At 68.3% G+C, this 14860-nt stretch carries 15 protein-coding genes and 1 riboswitch; of the genes, 6 read left to right on the top strand and 9 right to left on the bottom strand.

The window, feature by feature from the left end; genetic code table 11:
- The first annotated feature begins 22 nt into the window (after nucleotides 1-22).
- The 4 genes from HBF32_RS11490 (at nucleotide 23) to HBF32_RS11475 (ending at nucleotide 5971) form a co-directional block, all read left to right on the top strand.
- Nucleotides 23-1156, top strand: a complete 1134-nt coding sequence (locus HBF32_RS11490; protein ID WP_166699752.1) for a phosphotransferase enzyme family protein — start codon at nucleotides 23-25, stop codon at nucleotides 1154-1156.
- A 21-nt stretch (nucleotides 1157-1177) separates the two neighbouring features.
- A riboswitch (TPP riboswitch) is annotated at nucleotides 1178-1274 on the top strand.
- A gap of 55 nt (nucleotides 1275-1329) precedes the next feature.
- On the top strand, nucleotides 1330-3510 hold the full coding sequence (locus HBF32_RS11485) for a TonB-dependent siderophore receptor (protein WP_166699751.1): 2181 nt from the start codon (nucleotides 1330-1332) through the stop codon (nucleotides 3508-3510).
- Nucleotides 3500-4069, top strand: coding sequence for a nicotinamide riboside transporter PnuC (gene pnuC, locus HBF32_RS11480; RefSeq protein ID WP_425482212.1), 570 nt, complete (start codon nucleotides 3500-3502; stop codon nucleotides 4067-4069). The genes HBF32_RS11485 and pnuC overlap by 11 nt, the downstream gene beginning before the upstream one ends.
- A gap of 63 nt (nucleotides 4070-4132) precedes the next feature.
- Entirely contained in the window at nucleotides 4133-5971 is a 1839-nt protein-coding gene (locus HBF32_RS11475) for an aspartyl protease family protein (RefSeq protein ID WP_166699750.1), read from the top strand.
- A 170-nt stretch (nucleotides 5972-6141) separates the two neighbouring features.
- On the opposite strand, the gene HBF32_RS11470 is transcribed toward HBF32_RS11475, so the two are convergent.
- The 6 genes from HBF32_RS11470 to HBF32_RS11445 all read right to left on the bottom strand — a co-directional run bounded on the left by HBF32_RS11470 (nucleotide 6142) and on the right by HBF32_RS11445 (nucleotide 11395).
- Complete coding sequence (locus tag HBF32_RS11470) at nucleotides 6142-7020, bottom strand: hypothetical protein (RefSeq protein WP_166699749.1); 879 nt, start codon at nucleotides 7018-7020, stop codon at nucleotides 6142-6144.
- A 113-nt stretch (nucleotides 7021-7133) separates the two neighbouring features.
- The gene (locus HBF32_RS11465; RefSeq protein WP_166699748.1) at nucleotides 7134-8216 is read right to left on the bottom strand and encodes a DNA topoisomerase IB; all 1083 of its coding nucleotides are present in this window, start codon (nucleotides 8214-8216) and stop codon (nucleotides 7134-7136) included.
- Between the two features lie 48 nt (nucleotides 8217-8264).
- Entirely contained in the window at nucleotides 8265-9434 is a 1170-nt protein-coding gene (locus HBF32_RS11460) for a class I SAM-dependent rRNA methyltransferase (RefSeq protein WP_166699747.1), read from the bottom strand.
- A 19-nt stretch (nucleotides 9435-9453) separates the two neighbouring features.
- Nucleotides 9454-9897, bottom strand: coding sequence for a hypothetical protein (locus tag HBF32_RS11455; protein WP_166699746.1), 444 nt, complete (start codon nucleotides 9895-9897; stop codon nucleotides 9454-9456).
- 95 nt (nucleotides 9898-9992) lie between these two features.
- Nucleotides 9993-10946, bottom strand: a complete 954-nt coding sequence (locus HBF32_RS11450) for a serine/threonine protein kinase (RefSeq protein ID WP_338039771.1) — start codon at nucleotides 10944-10946, stop codon at nucleotides 9993-9995.
- Nucleotides 10943-11395, bottom strand: coding sequence for a hotdog fold thioesterase (locus tag HBF32_RS11445; RefSeq protein ID WP_166699744.1), 453 nt, complete (start codon nucleotides 11393-11395; stop codon nucleotides 10943-10945). The genes HBF32_RS11450 and HBF32_RS11445 overlap by 4 nt, the downstream gene beginning before the upstream one ends.
- Before the next feature lie 49 nt (nucleotides 11396-11444).
- On the opposite strand from HBF32_RS11445, the gene HBF32_RS11440 reads away from it, so the two are divergent.
- Complete coding sequence (locus HBF32_RS11440) at nucleotides 11445-12500, top strand: 2Fe-2S iron-sulfur cluster-binding protein (protein WP_338039770.1); 1056 nt, start codon at nucleotides 11445-11447, stop codon at nucleotides 12498-12500.
- Between the two features lie 30 nt (nucleotides 12501-12530).
- On the opposite strand, the gene HBF32_RS11435 is transcribed toward HBF32_RS11440, so the two are convergent.
- The 3 genes from HBF32_RS11435 to HBF32_RS11425 are packed head-to-tail and all read right to left on the bottom strand — an operon-like array spanning nucleotide 12531 to nucleotide 13950.
- Nucleotides 12531-12977 (bottom strand): rhodanese-like domain-containing protein, encoded by a 447-nt coding sequence (locus HBF32_RS11435; RefSeq protein WP_166699743.1) that lies wholly within the window; start codon nucleotides 12975-12977, stop codon nucleotides 12531-12533.
- Between the two features lie 59 nt (nucleotides 12978-13036).
- A complete protein-coding gene (locus HBF32_RS11430) occupies nucleotides 13037-13456 on the bottom strand; it encodes a hypothetical protein (RefSeq protein WP_166699742.1) in 420 nt (139 codons plus the stop codon).
- A gap of 29 nt (nucleotides 13457-13485) precedes the next feature.
- Complete coding sequence (locus HBF32_RS11425) at nucleotides 13486-13950, bottom strand: YiiD C-terminal domain-containing protein (protein ID WP_166699741.1); 465 nt, start codon at nucleotides 13948-13950, stop codon at nucleotides 13486-13488.
- A 135-nt stretch (nucleotides 13951-14085) separates the two neighbouring features.
- Here HBF32_RS11425 and HBF32_RS11420 point away from each other — a divergent pair, with 135 nt between their 5' ends.
- Nucleotides 14086-14856 carry a uroporphyrinogen-III synthase gene (locus HBF32_RS11420; protein ID WP_166699740.1) on the top strand — a complete coding sequence of 257 codons (771 nt, stop codon included), beginning with the start codon at nucleotides 14086-14088 and terminating at the stop codon, nucleotides 14854-14856.
- The last annotated feature ends 4 nt before the right edge of the window (nucleotides 14857-14860 follow it).

The raw sequence follows: 14860 nt of genomic DNA, 5'->3' as shown, positions 1-14860 counted from the left end.
ACGCGAGGCCTCGGAACCGACGATGACCAACGACGGCCATTTCGCGCACGGCCTTGCAGGCGACCATCTCGAGCCGGACTGGCCGCCGTTGACGTGGGAAGAAGTGGCCGCCGCGATCGCGCGCGTGCCCTCGTCGGGTGAACTTCGCTCCATCGATTGGCGCAGTCCGAGACCCTTGTCGGCGGCCGCGCTGGCGACGACCGGTAAAGGGCGGGTCTTCGTCAAGCGCCATCATCGCAGCGTGCGCGACGAAGGCACGCTGTTGGAGGAGCATCGCTTCGCCGCGTTTCTTCGCGAAGCCGGCGTGCCCGTGCCGCGCATCCTTCACGACCCCGACGGCAGCACCGTGTTCGGCGCGGAAGACTGGGTCTACGAGCTGCACGAACCCGCGCGGGGCGTCGACATTTACCGGGACGCGTTTTCATGGTCGCCGATCGGTGGCGAGGGCCACGCGTTCGCGGCGGGAAGCATGCTCGCGCGGCTGCATTCGGCAGCGGAAGCCTTCGCTGCGCCGCAACGCCGCACGCACATCCTTGTCGCGCGGGCGGACATCCTCTCGTCGGAGGATCCGCTGGCGACGATCGCCACCCAGCTTCGCGAGCGTTCCGCGCTTGCGCGTTACCTCGGCGAGCGCGACTGGCGCGACGAGATCGGTGCAGCCATCGCGCCCTGGCACACCCGCGTGGCCGGAGCGCTCGCCGGCCAGCCACGCCTCTGGACGCACGGCGACTGGCATGTGTCCAACCTCTGCTGGAGCGGCCCGGAAGACGACGCGCGCATCGTCGACGTGCTCGATTTCGGCCTGTGTGCCGCCACCTTCGCCCTGTTCGACCTCGCGACGGCCATCGAGCGCAATGCCATCGCGTGGCTGGAGGTCGAGCGAGAGGACATCGCAAGGCATGAACTGGCCCTTGCGATCGTCGCCGGCTACCGCTCGGTACGTCCCCTGGATGCCGAGGCGCTGGACGTCCTGGCGAACCTGCTGCCTATCGTGCACCTGGACTTCGCCCTCTCCGAGGTAGAGTACTTCGAGGGAGTCACCCGGCGGCGCGACCACGCCGACGTGGCTTATCACACCTTCCTGCGCGGCCACGCCGCCTGGTTCGCCGGTCCGCACGGCCTGGCCCTCCTCGAGGCGATTCGCAGCGCCGCCTGACGTTTCGTGGTTCAATAGGCGTTCTAGAAGCGGGGGTGCCCGGCGAATGCCGGGCTGAGAGAGTCCCTTGGAACCTGACCCGGTTAGCACCGGCGTAGGGAGCTTGCAGGACCACGGAGGCCGGTTGCGCCCGTGGTCCGCCGTCGCTTCGTCCGTGAACCCCGAAGACGACGATGACCCTCTCCCGTACCCCGCTCGCCCTGGCCCTCCTGCTCGCCGCGACCGTCGCGCATGCGGCCGACGAAGCACCGGCGCCCCAGCAGGCGCGCACGCTTCCCACCGTGGACGTCCACGCGACCACGGTCGACAGTTACCGCGCCACCGATTCGCAGCTCGACACGTTCGGCAGCTTCGGCAGCGCACCGCTGCACGACACGCCCGCGGCGATCACGGTGATCACCCGCGCGCAGATCGACGACCGCCAGCCGAGGACGTTGAGCGAGCTGGTGCGCGGCGACGCGGCGATCAACGACAACTACGCGCCCGCCGGCTACTACCAGGACATCTCGATCCGCGGCTTTCCCCTCGACCTGGCCACCGGCTTCCGCTTCAACGGCATGATCATGTCGGCGGAACAGCTGCTGGCGCTGGAAGGCAAGGAGCGCGTGGAAGTGCTCAAGGGCCTCGGTGGACTCGAAGCGGGCGTGGTCGAGCCGGGTGGTCTCGTCAACTACGTGAGCAAGCGCACGGCGGACGTGCACACCGCGACCGTCGGCACCGATTCGCATGGATCGAGCTATGAGGCGCTGGACCTCGGCGCGTGGTTCTCCCCGACGTTCGGCATGCGGGTGAACGCGGCGAACGAGAAAACGCATTCGCCCATCGAGCATGCCGATGGCCGGCGCAGCTTCGTCTCCGTCGCGGCGGACTGGAAGATCACCGATAAGGCCACCCTGCTGCTCGACACCGACTACCAGACCAGCGGCCAGCGTTCGGCATCGGGCTACCAGTTGCTGGGTGGCACGGATATTCCGCGGCATCCGAGTCGCACGCGGCTGCTCGGCTACCAGCCGTGGCAGCGGCCGGTGGGTATCCACTCCAGCAACAGCTCGCTGCGCTTCAATTACCGCTTCAGCGACAACTGGAATGCGCAGCTGTCGGCCGGTCACAGCCATACCGTGATCGACGACAACGTGGCCTTCGCCTACGGCTGCTTCTACGCGGCATCCTGCGCGTCGGGCGCCACGCCGGGCTACTTCTTCGCGCCCAACGGCGACTACGATGTCTACGACTACCGAAGCCCGGACGACACCCGGCAGAACGACGAATGGCGTGGCGTGCTCACGGGCAGTTTCGCCACGGGATCCGTGGACCACGAACTCAACGCCGGTGCCACCTCGTTCCGTCGCACGGTCGACCAGCGTCCCTATGTCTACGATTACGTGGGGACGGCGAACATCGATGATCGTGTCGTGCCGGTGTTCGACCCGTCGCCGAACCAGCCCGGTGCCTCGGTGCGCCGGCTGACCAGTTGGCAGCGCACGCTGTTCGCCATCGATCGCATTCATCTGGGCCAGGCCTGGCAGGTGCTGGCGGGCGCGCGTCACGTCCGGCTCGACGAGCGTTCGTACGACGATACCGGCGCGCTCGACCGCCGCACGGAGATGAGCAAGACATTGCCCCAGGCCGCCGTGCTTTGGCAGCCGGCCGAGCCGCTTGCCGCGTACGTCAGCTATGGCGAGGGCCTGTCGCTCGGACGGGAAGCGCCTTACTGGACGTCCAACGGCGGCACGACGCTCGCGCCGCTGCATTCGCGCCAGGTGGAAGCGGGCGTGAAGTACGCGGTGAGCGATGCGCTCGACCTGCAGGCGGCCCTTTATCGCATTCGCCAGTCGTACCAGTTCGCGCGGCCGGACGATACCCCGGAAGGCTTCACCTTCGTGCAGCAGGGGCAGGAGGTGCATACCGGCATCGAGTTGAACCTTGCCGGCCGCGTCACCGACAACCTGCGGCTCACCGCCAGCGCGAACGTCATTCGCGCGCGCGCCGAGGATACGGGTGCGCCTTCGTACGAGGGCCACCAGGTGGTCAACGTGCCGCGCTGGCGCACGGCGCTGTACGCCGACTATAGCCTGCCGTTCGTCCGTGGCCTGGCCGTTCTCGGCGGCTGGCGTTACGCGAGCGCGAATGTCGCCACGCCGGACGGCGCGGTGCGGGTGCCGGCATATCACGTCTTCGACGCGGGCCTGCGCTACGCGATGAGCGTGAGCGGTCACGCGCTGACCTTCCGGTTGAACGTCGACAACGTCTTCAATCATTTCTATTGGCGCGACACCGGCAGCTCGGGCGGCGACAGCTACTTGTTCCCCGGCATGCCGCGCCTGGCGCGCGTGTCGATGACCTATGAGCTTTGAACTGTCGCCCTTCGAAGTCTTCGCCGCGCTGGTGAGCGCGGCGGGGGTGTGGCTCACCGCGCGACGCAGCCCGTGGTGCTGGCCGGTGGGACTCGTGTCGGTCGTCGCCTATGCGTGGATCTTCGTCGACGCGAAACTCTATTCGGACATGCTGCTGCAGGCGATCTTCGCGGTGTTGATCCTATACGGCTGGCACCGCTGGCTGCGCAACCTCGACGATGGCGGGCATGTGCGCGTCGCCGCGCTGTCCCCGCGCGAGGCGCTGCTGCACCTCGCCATCGGCGGCGCCGCCGCGCTGGCGCTTGGCTACGCGATGCATCGTTACACCGACGCATCGCTGCCCTGGCTCGATGCGGCACTCACCGCCTTCAGCCTCGTCGCGCAATGGTGGCAGGCACGACGCCACGCGGCGGCGTGGTGGCTGTGGATCGCGGTGGATGTGTTCTACGTGGGCGAGTATGTGTACAAGTCGCTGCCGGTGACGGCGGTGCTCTATGTCGGCTTCATCGTCCTTGCGGCGATGGGTTTGAAGGCATGGCGTACGGTCCGTTACGTTTGACACCTTTCCGCGGCGCGGACTTTGCCTAGAATGCGACGACGCCAAGCATGAGGGAGTCGAGCGATGCGTCTATGCCTGATGTTGCTGCTCTTCGTCGGTTCGACCGCGCTGGCCGCCGAGGTGCCACTGCCCTTGCAAGCCGCACGTGCTGCGGCGGCTGACGGATGGAAGGCCCATGCCGCCTTCGTCGCCGAAGGAACGCAGGAAAGCGAAGGCCTCCAAAGTGCATGGCGAGAGGCCGTCGACCGGCACTCGGGTTACTGGAGGGCATCGGTGAAGCATGCGGCGCGCGCTTACGCCGACGGTGCGGACGCGAAAGGCCGCTGGCACCAGGACGTCTCCGGTGGCGTGCATCCGCTCGACTCGAAGGAGGCGCGCACCGTCGCCGTGACCGAAGGCTGGTTGCTGCGGATGGGCTGGCTGGACGCCGACGAGACGGCGTATTCGGCGGGCACCGTCGACGACGGCCTGCTGCGCGTCGAAGCCACGCCGCATGGCGGTCGCACCGTCACGCTCTGGATCGACCGCAAGACGGGACGCGTGGTGCGTGCGCAGTGGCGCTCGTCGTTCTTCACCGTGACCCGCGAGTTCGAGGATTATCGCGACACGCACGGCGTGTCGATGCCTTACCGTATCGCCACGGTAGCGAAGACCGACAGTGGCACCGAAGACAGCAACGAGACCGTGCGCATCGATCGCTACACCGCGCCGGATGCCGCTACTCTCGCGAAGGCGCTGGAACGTCCGCCGCTGCTCCCCGGCGACGTCGTCATGCGTGGTGGCGCGCGCGAGGCATCGACGCCGATGACGCTCGAAGGCGGTGCGCTTCTCGTCGACGTATCCATCAACGGCGCGGAGCCGTTGCCCTTCATCCTGGACACCGGTGGCCACGCGATCCTGACAGAGGCCACGGCGAAGAAGCTCGGCATCGAGGGGCAGGGCAAGGGTGTCAGCACGGGATCGGGTCCGGGTTCCATGGCGATCTCGTACGCGCGCGTGGGCTCGATGGCCCTTGGCGATGCCACGGTTCGCGACCAGACCTTCCTCGTGATGCCGTTCGGTTTCAGCTTCTCCGATCGTGGCGAGCGCCCGCCGATCGCCGGCATCCTCGGCCTCGAAGTGTTCGAACGCTTCGCCGTCACCTTCGATTACGACGGCAAGCGCCTGCTGCTCGTTCCTTTCGATGGCAAGACCGCACCGCTGCCTGGCAAGGGTACGGCCGTGCCACTGCGCTTCACCTCGGACATGCCGCTGGTCGACGGCTCGCTCGACGGGAAGCCCGGCGTGTTCGGGATCGACACAGGTAACAGCGGCCACCTGCTCGTCTTTCCCCAGTGGATGGAGCGCAACGGCCTGTTCGGACGCTACAGCAGGGGTTACGCGCTGGGCGGTGGCGGCGGCGTGGGCGGTTCCTTCGTGTCGCGCATCTCCCATATCGACTCGCTGGGCATCGGGAGCCTCACCGTCCACGGTCATGTCGCGCAGCTCACGCCGCCGAACGCGGGCGCCACGGCGAACGTGAGCGAAGCCGGCAACATCGGCCAGGACGTGCTCTCGCGGTTCCTCGTGCACATGGATTACCGCCGGGCCGCCATGTACCTCGCGCCACGGACGTCGACGCCGGGCGGTCCCTGGAACCTCGACCCGGGAATGCGCGTCGGCCGGAAACAAGAGCGGCCGGACCGCTTCGTCGTGGCGCTCGTGGTGCCGGGAAGCCCGGCGGCCAAGGCCGGTATCCGCGCCGGCGACGCCATCCTCTCCGTCGATGGCGTGCCCGCGGCGAAGCTTGGCGGCTGGGGCTGGCGCGACGTCTTCAATCGGGCGAAGCCGGGGCAGAAGGTCGTCCTGGCGATGGCCAACGGAAGGAAGGCGACGCTGGAGCTCGCGGATTTCGCACCGTGAGCGATCCGGACGACTTTTTCAGAATAGTTCCATGGGCCGCCGTGGCGAAGTCGCGCATCATGGACGGGTCGCCGCGGGTTGGCTCCACGGCTGGCTCAAGGACTTGAGCCCTGTTCGCCAACCAGTGAACGGCACGGCCGGGGCGTGGGACGCGCCCCGGCCGTTCTCTTTCAGGGCTGCTGCCGTGGCGACGTACCCCAGTCGCCCGGCCCGAACGACAGGTGCAGCACGGTACGCGTGTCGTTTTCGAGCGGCGGCTGGTATTCGAGCGAAGTGCAACCGTTCGCCTGCTGCCGCCGGGCGGCCAGAGCGGTCGTCTTCGCCAGCTGCGCGGCGTGGGCCGCTTTGCCGGTTCGATCGGCCTTGAGCAGTACGCGATAGCCGTCGGCGCTCACGCCGTCCTTCAGCCCGGCCGGCGGCGCCTGCCCCGCGGGCGACACCACGATGTCCATTTTCCGTCCGCACGTGCCCACGCTCACGATGTCGATGCCGTCCAGCAGGCTGCCGATGAAACGGTCCGCATTTTCCGCCAGGGAGTCGACCGCTTCGACCGCGGTGCTCAGGCGGATCTTCACGAAATAGAGCTTGCGGTAGAACAGGTAGGCACGCGAAGTAAGCATGTCCTGCTGGGCATCGAACACGATGGGCAGGAAGCGGCCTTCGACCTTCCTGCCGCCGGGCAGCACCGCGGTATAGGCGCTTTCCTCGCCCCACCATACGTTGCGATAGATCTGCTGGCGCTCGGCGAAGGACACGGATTCCCGGAAGTCCTCCATGGCCCGGTGCAGCATCGTGGCGTTGTCGCCCTCGCCGGCCGGGTAGATGAATACGTCGGCGACGATCCACTCGGCATGGTCGATCGTGTAGCGCAGCGACACGCCGGCGGCGATGTCGCCTTCGTCGGCATAGTTCTTCACGGCCACCAGCGTGGCATCGGCCAGCCGTTTGGGCGCGACGATCCAGGTGTCGTCCACCACGCCCCGGTGCTCGGCCGGGCCGGGAAACGCCGACGGCGACTCCGCCGGCACATCCTGCGCACGTGTGGTCATGCCTGTGCACAGGCACAGCAAGACGGGGATTGCCTTCCACCGCGACATCGTCACCAGTCCCAAGATCGTTCGAACGCCAAACCCCGCGCGCGCACTATAGCCGTCCGTTCGTCTCAACGGGAGCGCCTCGTCGCGCGAAGTCGCCGGCGCAGAAAAGTCAGGGTCGCTGCTTCCAATTTCCGGGGAAATCGGAGGCAGGTTTCGGGAACCGAGCGATGGAGGTGGCCATCCGTCCACCCGGTGAAGACTTCCGGATGGATGTACGACGCCCGGCACACGGCGGGCGTGTTGCCCAGCACGGCGGCCACCTCCTTCACGGCTCCCGCGAGCAGGGATTTCACGGCCCGGTCGCCACCTTCGTCGGGCAAGGCGAGAGCGGCGAGCACCGCGACGGCCTGCACGGTGCCGCCCCAGGTCCGGAAGTCCTTCGCGGTGAACTCCCCGCCGGTGATCTCACGCAGGTAGTCGTTGACCATGCCGGAATCCACCGGTTGTGGCTTGCCCTCGTCGTCGATGTACTGGAACAGCCGCTGGCCGGGCAGTTCCTGCACGCGACGCACGGCTTTCACCAGCCGGCGGTCGTCCAGCTCGATGTCGTGCCAGAGTCCGCTTTTCCCCCGGAAATGAAAGCGGATGCGACCCTTGCGCACGGCGGCGTGGCGGGAGTGCAGTGTGGTGAGCCCGTACGAGTTGTTCTGCTTCGCATAGGCGTCGTTGCCTACGCGGATCATCGTTTCCTCCAGCAGGCTCACCACCAGCGCCAGCACCTTCTCGCGCGGCAGGCCGGGCAGGGCGAGGTCCTTGCGCAGGCGGCGGCGCAGGCGCGGCAGCGCCTCGCCGAACTCGAGGATCCGGTCGAATTTCCCCCGGTCGCGTACGTCGCGCCAGCGCGGGTGGTAGCGGTACTGCTTGCGGGAGCGCGCGTCGCGTCCGGTCGCCTGCAGATGGCCGCGTTCGCTCGTGCAGATCCATACGCCGGTATAGGCGGGCGGGATCGCCAGTGCCCGGATGCGCAGGAGCACGGATTCGTCGGCGATGGGGTGCCCATCCGCGTCGAGGTACTGGAAAGAGCGGCCGCGCTTGCGCCGGGCAATGCCCGGATCGGTGTCGCGGACGTACACCAGGCCTGCGGCTTTCGCATGGGCCTGTTCGGACCTGACCGGTTCGAGCGCTTCGGGTGGAGGATTCCGGGACATGGCCGGGACTATGTCCCGGCGAGCTATCAAGACAGGGTGAACGCGCCGTCAGGCCACCCGGCAGAACACCGCCTTCAGGTAGCGGTTTTCCGGTACGTTGCTTGCCACCGGATGATCGGGGCCTGCGCCGGCGACGTCGAGTACCTGGATGTCCCGCCCGGCATTGAGCGCGACGCGGCGGATCATCTCCAGGAAATCGCCCTCGCCGACCAGTCCCGTGCAGGAGCAGGTGAGCAGGATGCCGCCCGGCGCCAGCACGTCGAGCGCGGTGCGGTTCATCGCGAAGTACTTCTTCAACGCATTCACCACCTGGTTGCGGTCGCGAGTGAGCTTGGGCGGATCGAGCACCACGGCATCCCAGGTCTCGCCGCGCGCGATGGCCGCGCGCAGCCATTCGAACACGTCGCCCTGTTCGAAGGTGGCTGCCACGCCGTTCATGCGGGCGTTCTCCCGGGCCACCTCGAGGATCGCCGCGTCGGCGTCCACGCCGGTGGCCTCGCGCGCGCCGGCTTTCATCGCGTGCACGGCGAAGCCGCCGGCATTGCAGCAGAGATCGAGCACGCGCCGCCCGCGTGCGAGCGCGGCGAAGCGGCGGCGGTTCTCCCGCTGGTCGGCGAAGAAACCCGTCTTGTGCCCCAGGCCGGGCGCCGCATGGAAGGCGAGGCCATGCTCGTGCACGTCCACGGCCGCCGGCGCGTCGTTGGAGCGCACGTCGAAGGATTCCTGGCGCTGCACATGCTGTTCGGCGAACCAGTACAGCGACGCGCCCGGGAAATGGCGAAGCAGTTCGGCGTGGATGGTCTCCCGGAATCGCCACATGCCGGCGGCGAAGTACTCCACCACGAGATGGTTCGCGTAGCGGTCCACCACGAGGCCGGACAGGCCGTCGCCTTCGCTGTGGACGACGCGCCACGCGTCGCTGACCTCGTCCAGGCGCAGCAGCTCGCGGCGCAGTTCCACGGCGCGGGCGAGGCGAGCGGCGATCCAGCGCTCGTCGATCGCCTCGTCGGCACGCAGGGTGAGCAGGCGCAGGGCCACGCGGGCATGCCCGTTCCAGAAGCCACGGCCGACAAAGCGGCCTTTGGCGTCCTCCACCTCCACCACGCTGCCGGGAGGCAGGCGGTCGGAGGGCTTCACGATCTGGGCGGACCAGACCCAGGGATGGCCCGGCACACGGTCGGACTTCAGGCGGATGACGGGGAGGGGGGAGGCGTTCATCGGGGAATGATACCGGCCCTCAGCGGCCGAAGCGCAGCACCAGCCACGACGCCAGCGCGAGGAGGTTGATGCCGATGTGCGCGGCCGAGGGACCGCCGAGCGCGAGGAGCCAGCCATGTTCGGCGATGGCCCAGTCGAAACCGAGGCGCGGCGAGCGCTGCAGGGTGAGCGAGAGGTTCGCGTACGCGCCGCTGGAAAGGGCGTAGCTGAAGACCGGCGTGGCAAGCAGCGGTGCCTGCAGGAACTGCGCCCAGATCGACATGCCGGTGCCGCGGCCGTCGTTGCTGGCAAGGAGCACGCCGGCGACGAGGATGAAGGCGAACAGCAACACGCCGAGGACGGCGACGATGGCGTCCACACCGCCGAAGCGGCCACCGAGCAGGCGGTTGAACTGGTGCACCAGGCCGAAGAGCCCGCCGGCGATCTCGAAGACGGCGATGATGCGGGTGAGGAAAGAATGCATGAGGTCTCCCATTTTATGTAGGAGCCGCTATAGCGGCGAGAAGCCAACGGAGCAGCGACGCGGTGAGGGAGGTTCCCTCGCCGCCATGGCGGCTCCTACAAATCCATCAGATCGTCGGCGATGTCGTGCAGGTCGGCGATGTGCTGTTCCCACCAGCGCGCCTCGGCGGCGAAGGGGAAGGCCGTGGGGAACGCGGGATCGTGCCAGCGCTCGGCGATCCAGCCGGCGTAGTGCACCTGGCGCATCGCCCGCAGCGCGGGGACGAGGGCGAGTTCCAGGGGATCGAAGTCGCGGAACTGCGCATAGCCTTCGAGCAGGGCATCCATCGCCGCGTCGTCGCCCGCGAGCATCCACAGGTCCTGCACGGCCGGGCCCATGCGCGCGTCGTCGAGGTCGACGAAGTGAGGACCGGCATCGGTCCACAGCACGTTGCCCGGATGGCAATCGCCGTGCAGGCGGAGGTGGCGCAGCGGACCGACGGCTTCGAAGCGCCGTGCGACCGCATCGTCCACGCGCCCTGCCGCGTTCCGATAGGCATCGAAGAGGTGCGCGGGAAGCAGGTCCGAGCCAAGCGCCGCGCGCATCGGCGCATCGATCATCGTGGCGCGGTCGAGCGTGCCGCGCGCGTGGAAACGGTCGCGCGATCCGACGGCGTGCATGCGCCCCAGTAAACGGCCGAGCCACTCGAGCTGGTCGGGGGATTCCAGCGACGGTGCCCGTCCGCCGCGGCGCGGATACAGCGCATAACGGTAGCCCTCGCGACGCAGCAGCGTGCGTCCCTCGACGACGAGGGGCGCCACCACGGGCAGTTCCGCCGCGGCGAGTTCGAGCGCGAAGGCATGCTCCTCCTCGATCGCGGCGTCGGGCCAGCGGTCGGGGCGGTAGAACTTCGCGACGACGAAGCCGCCGTCTTCGAGCCCCACCTGGAATACGCGATTCTCGTAGCTGTTGAGAGCGAGCAGGCGGCCGTCGCTCCAGCTGCCCGCGGCGTCGACGGCGGCGAGCACGAGATCGGGCGAGAGCGCGGCGTACGGGGCGGGCCCGGTCACGCCCGGAGGTTCCCCGGCGCGCCGCCCGGCGACGGAATCACGGCCATCGTGAGACGCGAGAGGCATACGAGCTTTCCGTGTTCCTCTTCGAGGCGGATCTCCCACACCTGGGTGGTGCGGCCAAGGTGCATGGCCCTGGCCGTGCCCGTGACGATGCCGCCGCGAACCCCGCGGATATGGTTGGCATTGATGTCCAGGCCCACGGCCACTTCCTTCTCCACGTCCAGGGTGAGCAGCGACGCGGTACTGCCGAGTGTCTCGGCCAGCACGACGGAGGCGCCGCCATGGAGGAGTCCGAACGGCTGCCGGGTGCGTTGGTCGACCGGCATCGTGCCGCGCAGCCAGTCGTCGCCGCACTCCGTGAAGCGGATGTCGAGGGTTTCCATCATCGTGCCGCGGCTCCAGCCGTTGATCCTGGCGAGATCGATGGGTTGATTCCAGATGGCCATGGCCGTCGTGTTCCTGTGGGGCAAGCCGCCATTGTCCTACAATGGAGGGGTGCCCACCGTAACCCTGACAGCGTCCGGCAAGCGCTTCGACGCAGCCGCCGACGAGACCGTGCTCGAAGCCGCCCAGCGCGCGGGAATCGCCCTCCCGTATTCGTGCCGCGGCGGCGTGTGCGGCAGTTGCAAGGCCACGCTCGTCAGCGGCGAGTGCAGTTATCCGCGCAATCCTCCCGTGGCGCTGTCCGGCGTCGCGCCTTCGCGCCATGCGATCCTGCTCTGCCAGGCGGTGCCCCGGGGCGACATCGCCATCCAGGCGCGCGAGATCGCCTCGGTGGAAGACATCCCGCATCGTCGCGTCGAGACCGAGGTGGTCGAACGCCGGGCCCTCGCGCCCGACGTGGTCGGCGTGTGGCTGAAGCCGCTCGACGGTGTCCGCGTGAACTGGCTGCCGGGACAGTACCTGGACGTGGTGCTGGGCGATGGCAAGCACCGTCCGTTTTCCATCGCCTGCGGTCCGCGCGAGGACGGTCTCATCGAACTCCACGTGCGGCATGTGCCAGGAGGGGGTTTCACCTCCTGGGTGTACGACTCGCTGCGCGTGGGCGACCGCCTCACCGTCGAGGTTCCCTTGGGCACCTTCGTGCCGCGCGAGGATTCCGAGCGGCCGATGCTGTTCATGGCCGGCGGCACGGGCTTCGCGCCGGTGAAAGCCATCGTCGAGCATTTCATCGCCTTGGGCACGCGGCGGCCGATGCACGTCTACTGGGGCGCGCGCAACGAGGCGGACCTGTACCTGTTGGATCTCGCCCGGCACTGGGCGGGCGCGCTGCCCACGGTCCGCTTCACGCCCGTGCTGTCGGATCCCGCGGCGGCGCGCGCGAGCGGGATGCGCGAAGGACTGATCCATGAGGCACTGCTCGAGGACCACCCGGACCTTTCCGGTTTCGACCTCTACATGAGCGGCCCGCCGGCGATGGTCGCGACCGGCCGCCAGCTCTTCATCGACGCGAACCTGCCGGAAGACCGCCTGTATTTCGATTCGTTCGACGTGGCGCCGGATGTGCTGAGCGCGATCCTGCAGGGCCGGGCCGGGATCCACGGCCTCTAGTGTCCCCAGCCATGTCGGGCGACGGTTTGGTTACTTCTTGCCTTTGACGACCGGCAGCTGTGCCGTCTGCCACGCATAGGTACCGCCGTCGAGCACGAACACGCGGGTGAAGCCGGCCTTGACGAGCCGGTTGGCGGCCTTGCCCAGGCCGCGTCCGTCCTTGTCGACGAGCACCACCGGGAGTTCCTTCGCCTTGGACAGGTCCTTCTGCGTTTCCGGGTCGAACTGGCTCATGGCCACGTTCTTCGCGCCGGGGATGTGCGCTTTCTCGAAATCCGCGCTGGCGGAAAGATCCACGATCAGCGGCGTGTCGCGGTTGATCAGCTGGGTGAGCCCCGCGGGAGTCAGCGACTTCCACTTGCGGAACAGGCGACCGACCTCGCCCGCGACGAGAGCGACGAGGATCGCCACGAACAAAGCCACCAGCAGCGCGTGGTTGGTCACGAAGGCGGGCAGCTTCTGCATTACGTCGTTCATCGGGTCTTTCCGCGTCCCAGGAGGGGGGTAAACGGCCGATTATATCGGCTGGGCACCGATTAGTGCGGCGAGAAGTCCGGCAGGCCCGTCATCAGGCTCCACTTGTTCTTTTCGCGGTCGTAGTGCCAGCGCTGGCGATCCACGATGCTGCGCTCGGCCTGGGTATTGATGTTCACCACGTTGATCTGGACCACCTGGACCACGTCGTCGTCGCCATCCGGCCGTGGGCCGGAGCCCTCGTCGTAGCCGGTCACCCGCAGCTGCCCCAGGCGGCCCTGCTCGATCGAACTCATCGGGTGCTCGGCGGCATAGTCCTTGTCGACAAAGGTCTGCGCGCCGCCGAAGTCGCCCCAGCGGATCGCCGAGGCGTAGTTCATCAGGGTCTTGTTGAGAGCGAGGTTGCGCTTGTCGGTGGCGCAGCCCGCGAGGGCCAGGAGGGCGAGGGCGAGGGCGAGGGCGGGCAGGGCGATCAGGCGCATGAGAGCTTCCATCGAGGCGTCGGGCCGCATTATGCCCGGCGTTTGGCCACGAAGCGCGCGTCGAGGGTGGCGGCCGGCTTGCCCCCGGTGCCGGGGACCATGCAGGCGAAGTCGGCGCGGGCGCGGCCGCGGGATTCCAGCGTGGCGAAGAACGGTTCCCAGGCCGCGCCCGGGGCCAGGGTGGCTTCCGCGCGCAGGTCGTCCCAGACCGGGTCCAGGTAGCGCACCGTGGAATCGGCCACGAACACATCGCAATCGAGCCCGCGCTCGCGCAGCCGGGCCTCCACCAGCGCCCAGCAGGCCACGGTCATGAGGCTGGCCAGGCTGCCGCCGAAGGCGCAACCCTTGTCGTTGATGTTGGGTGCCAGCGGCGCGGTCATGACGAGACGGTCGCCGTCGAAGGCCGCGATGCGCAGGTCCATGGCGCGGGCGAGGGGGATGCCGTCGCGGATGAAGCGTTCAAGCTCGGGGAGAGGGGCGTGGATCGTGGTCATAAGCGGCGAAGTTTACGTGCCGGCGGGAACCGTTCGCACGCGTATGTGAAGACCCAACCTTCGGCATTGGCGACGGCGTCCCCACCTTCCCTATGCTCATCCTCAGTCGCAGGATGCCAGACAGGACTCTCAGTAGTGAGTCGCTCCCTCCCCCTTCGTAACGTCACCATCGTCATCACCCGTCCCGCAGGTACCGCCGGTCCCCTCGCACGGCGCGTTCGCAAGCTCGGCGGCATTCCCGTCAGTGTGCCGGGTCTTTCCCTGCGCGCCACGGAAGACGCGTCCGCGGTGGACGCGGCCTTGCGCCGCGCGCTGGATGGCGACGTGCTGGTCTTCACCAGCCCTGCCGCCGTGCGTTTCGCCGCCGACGTACTCCCCCTGGCCACGAACGCCACGGTGATTGCCGTCGGTCGCGGCACGGCGCGCGCGCTGAAGACGGCCAATGTCCCGGACGCCCGTTTCCCAGAAAAATCCCAGGACAGCGAAGGCGTGCTGGGCATGCCCGAACTGGCCGACCTCGGCGGACGGCGGGTGGCCCTCGTCGGGGCGCCGGGCGGCAGGGGGCTGCTTCGCGAGCAGCTCGCGCTGCGCGGTGCCCGGCTCGAGGAGATCCACGTCTACCACCGCGTGGCCCCGCGCATCGACCGGCGCCATATCGATCCGCTGCTCAAGCTGGGCCGCCGGTCGGCCGTGCTGTTGTCCAGCGCCGAGGCCCTCGACCACCTCCGCCGGGCGCTGATCGCCCCCGCCTGGCGCAAGCTGGTCCAGGCCGTGGCCGTGGTGAGCAGCGAGCGCATGCGGGACATCGCCGTCGAAGCGGGTTTCGACCGCGTCGCCGTGGCCCGCTCCGCGCTGCCCGGCGATCTGCTCAAGGCGGCCGCCGAGGTGTCGTTCACCCGCCGTTGAGCGA

Source organism: Luteibacter yeojuensis (assembly GCF_011742875.1).
Classification (GTDB): Bacteria; Pseudomonadota; Gammaproteobacteria; order Xanthomonadales; family Rhodanobacteraceae; genus Luteibacter; species Luteibacter yeojuensis.
The sequence above is the reverse complement of the archived record's forward strand: the minus strand, read 5'-3'. Positions and strand labels throughout refer to the sequence as shown.

What these genes read in the sequence shown, in the direction of transcription:
- HBF32_RS11490 (WP_166699752.1), top strand. Translation starts at nt 23, where the DNA reads ATGACCAACGACGGCCATTTCGCGCACGGCCTTGCAGGCGACCATCTC.
- HBF32_RS11485 (WP_166699751.1), top strand. Translation starts at nt 1,330, where the DNA reads ATGACCCTCTCCCGTACCCCGCTCGCCCTGGCCCTCCTGCTCGCCGCG.
- pnuC (WP_425482212.1), top strand. Translation starts at nt 3,500, where the DNA reads ATGAGCTTTGAACTGTCGCCCTTCGAAGTCTTCGCCGCGCTGGTGAGC.
- HBF32_RS11475 (WP_166699750.1), top strand. Translation starts at nt 4,133, where the DNA reads ATGCGTCTATGCCTGATGTTGCTGCTCTTCGTCGGTTCGACCGCGCTG.
- HBF32_RS11470 (WP_166699749.1), bottom strand. Translation starts at nt 7,020, where the DNA reads ATGACCACACGTGCGCAGGATGTGCCGGCGGAGTCGCCGTCGGCGTTT.
- HBF32_RS11465 (WP_166699748.1), bottom strand. Translation starts at nt 8,216, where the DNA reads ATGTCCCGGAATCCTCCACCCGAAGCGCTCGAACCGGTCAGGTCCGAA.
- HBF32_RS11460 (WP_166699747.1), bottom strand. Translation starts at nt 9,434, where the DNA reads ATGAACGCCTCCCCCCTCCCCGTCATCCGCCTGAAGTCCGACCGTGTG.
- HBF32_RS11455 (WP_166699746.1), bottom strand. Translation starts at nt 9,897, where the DNA reads ATGCATTCTTTCCTCACCCGCATCATCGCCGTCTTCGAGATCGCCGGC.
- HBF32_RS11445 (WP_166699744.1), bottom strand. Translation starts at nt 11,395, where the DNA reads ATGGCCATCTGGAATCAACCCATCGATCTCGCCAGGATCAACGGCTGG.
- HBF32_RS11435 (WP_166699743.1), bottom strand. Translation starts at nt 12,977, where the DNA reads ATGAACGACGTAATGCAGAAGCTGCCCGCCTTCGTGACCAACCACGCG.
- HBF32_RS11430 (WP_166699742.1), bottom strand. Translation starts at nt 13,456, where the DNA reads ATGCGCCTGATCGCCCTGCCCGCCCTCGCCCTCGCCCTCGCCCTCCTG.
- HBF32_RS11425 (WP_166699741.1), bottom strand. Translation starts at nt 13,950, where the DNA reads ATGACCACGATCCACGCCCCTCTCCCCGAGCTTGAACGCTTCATCCGC.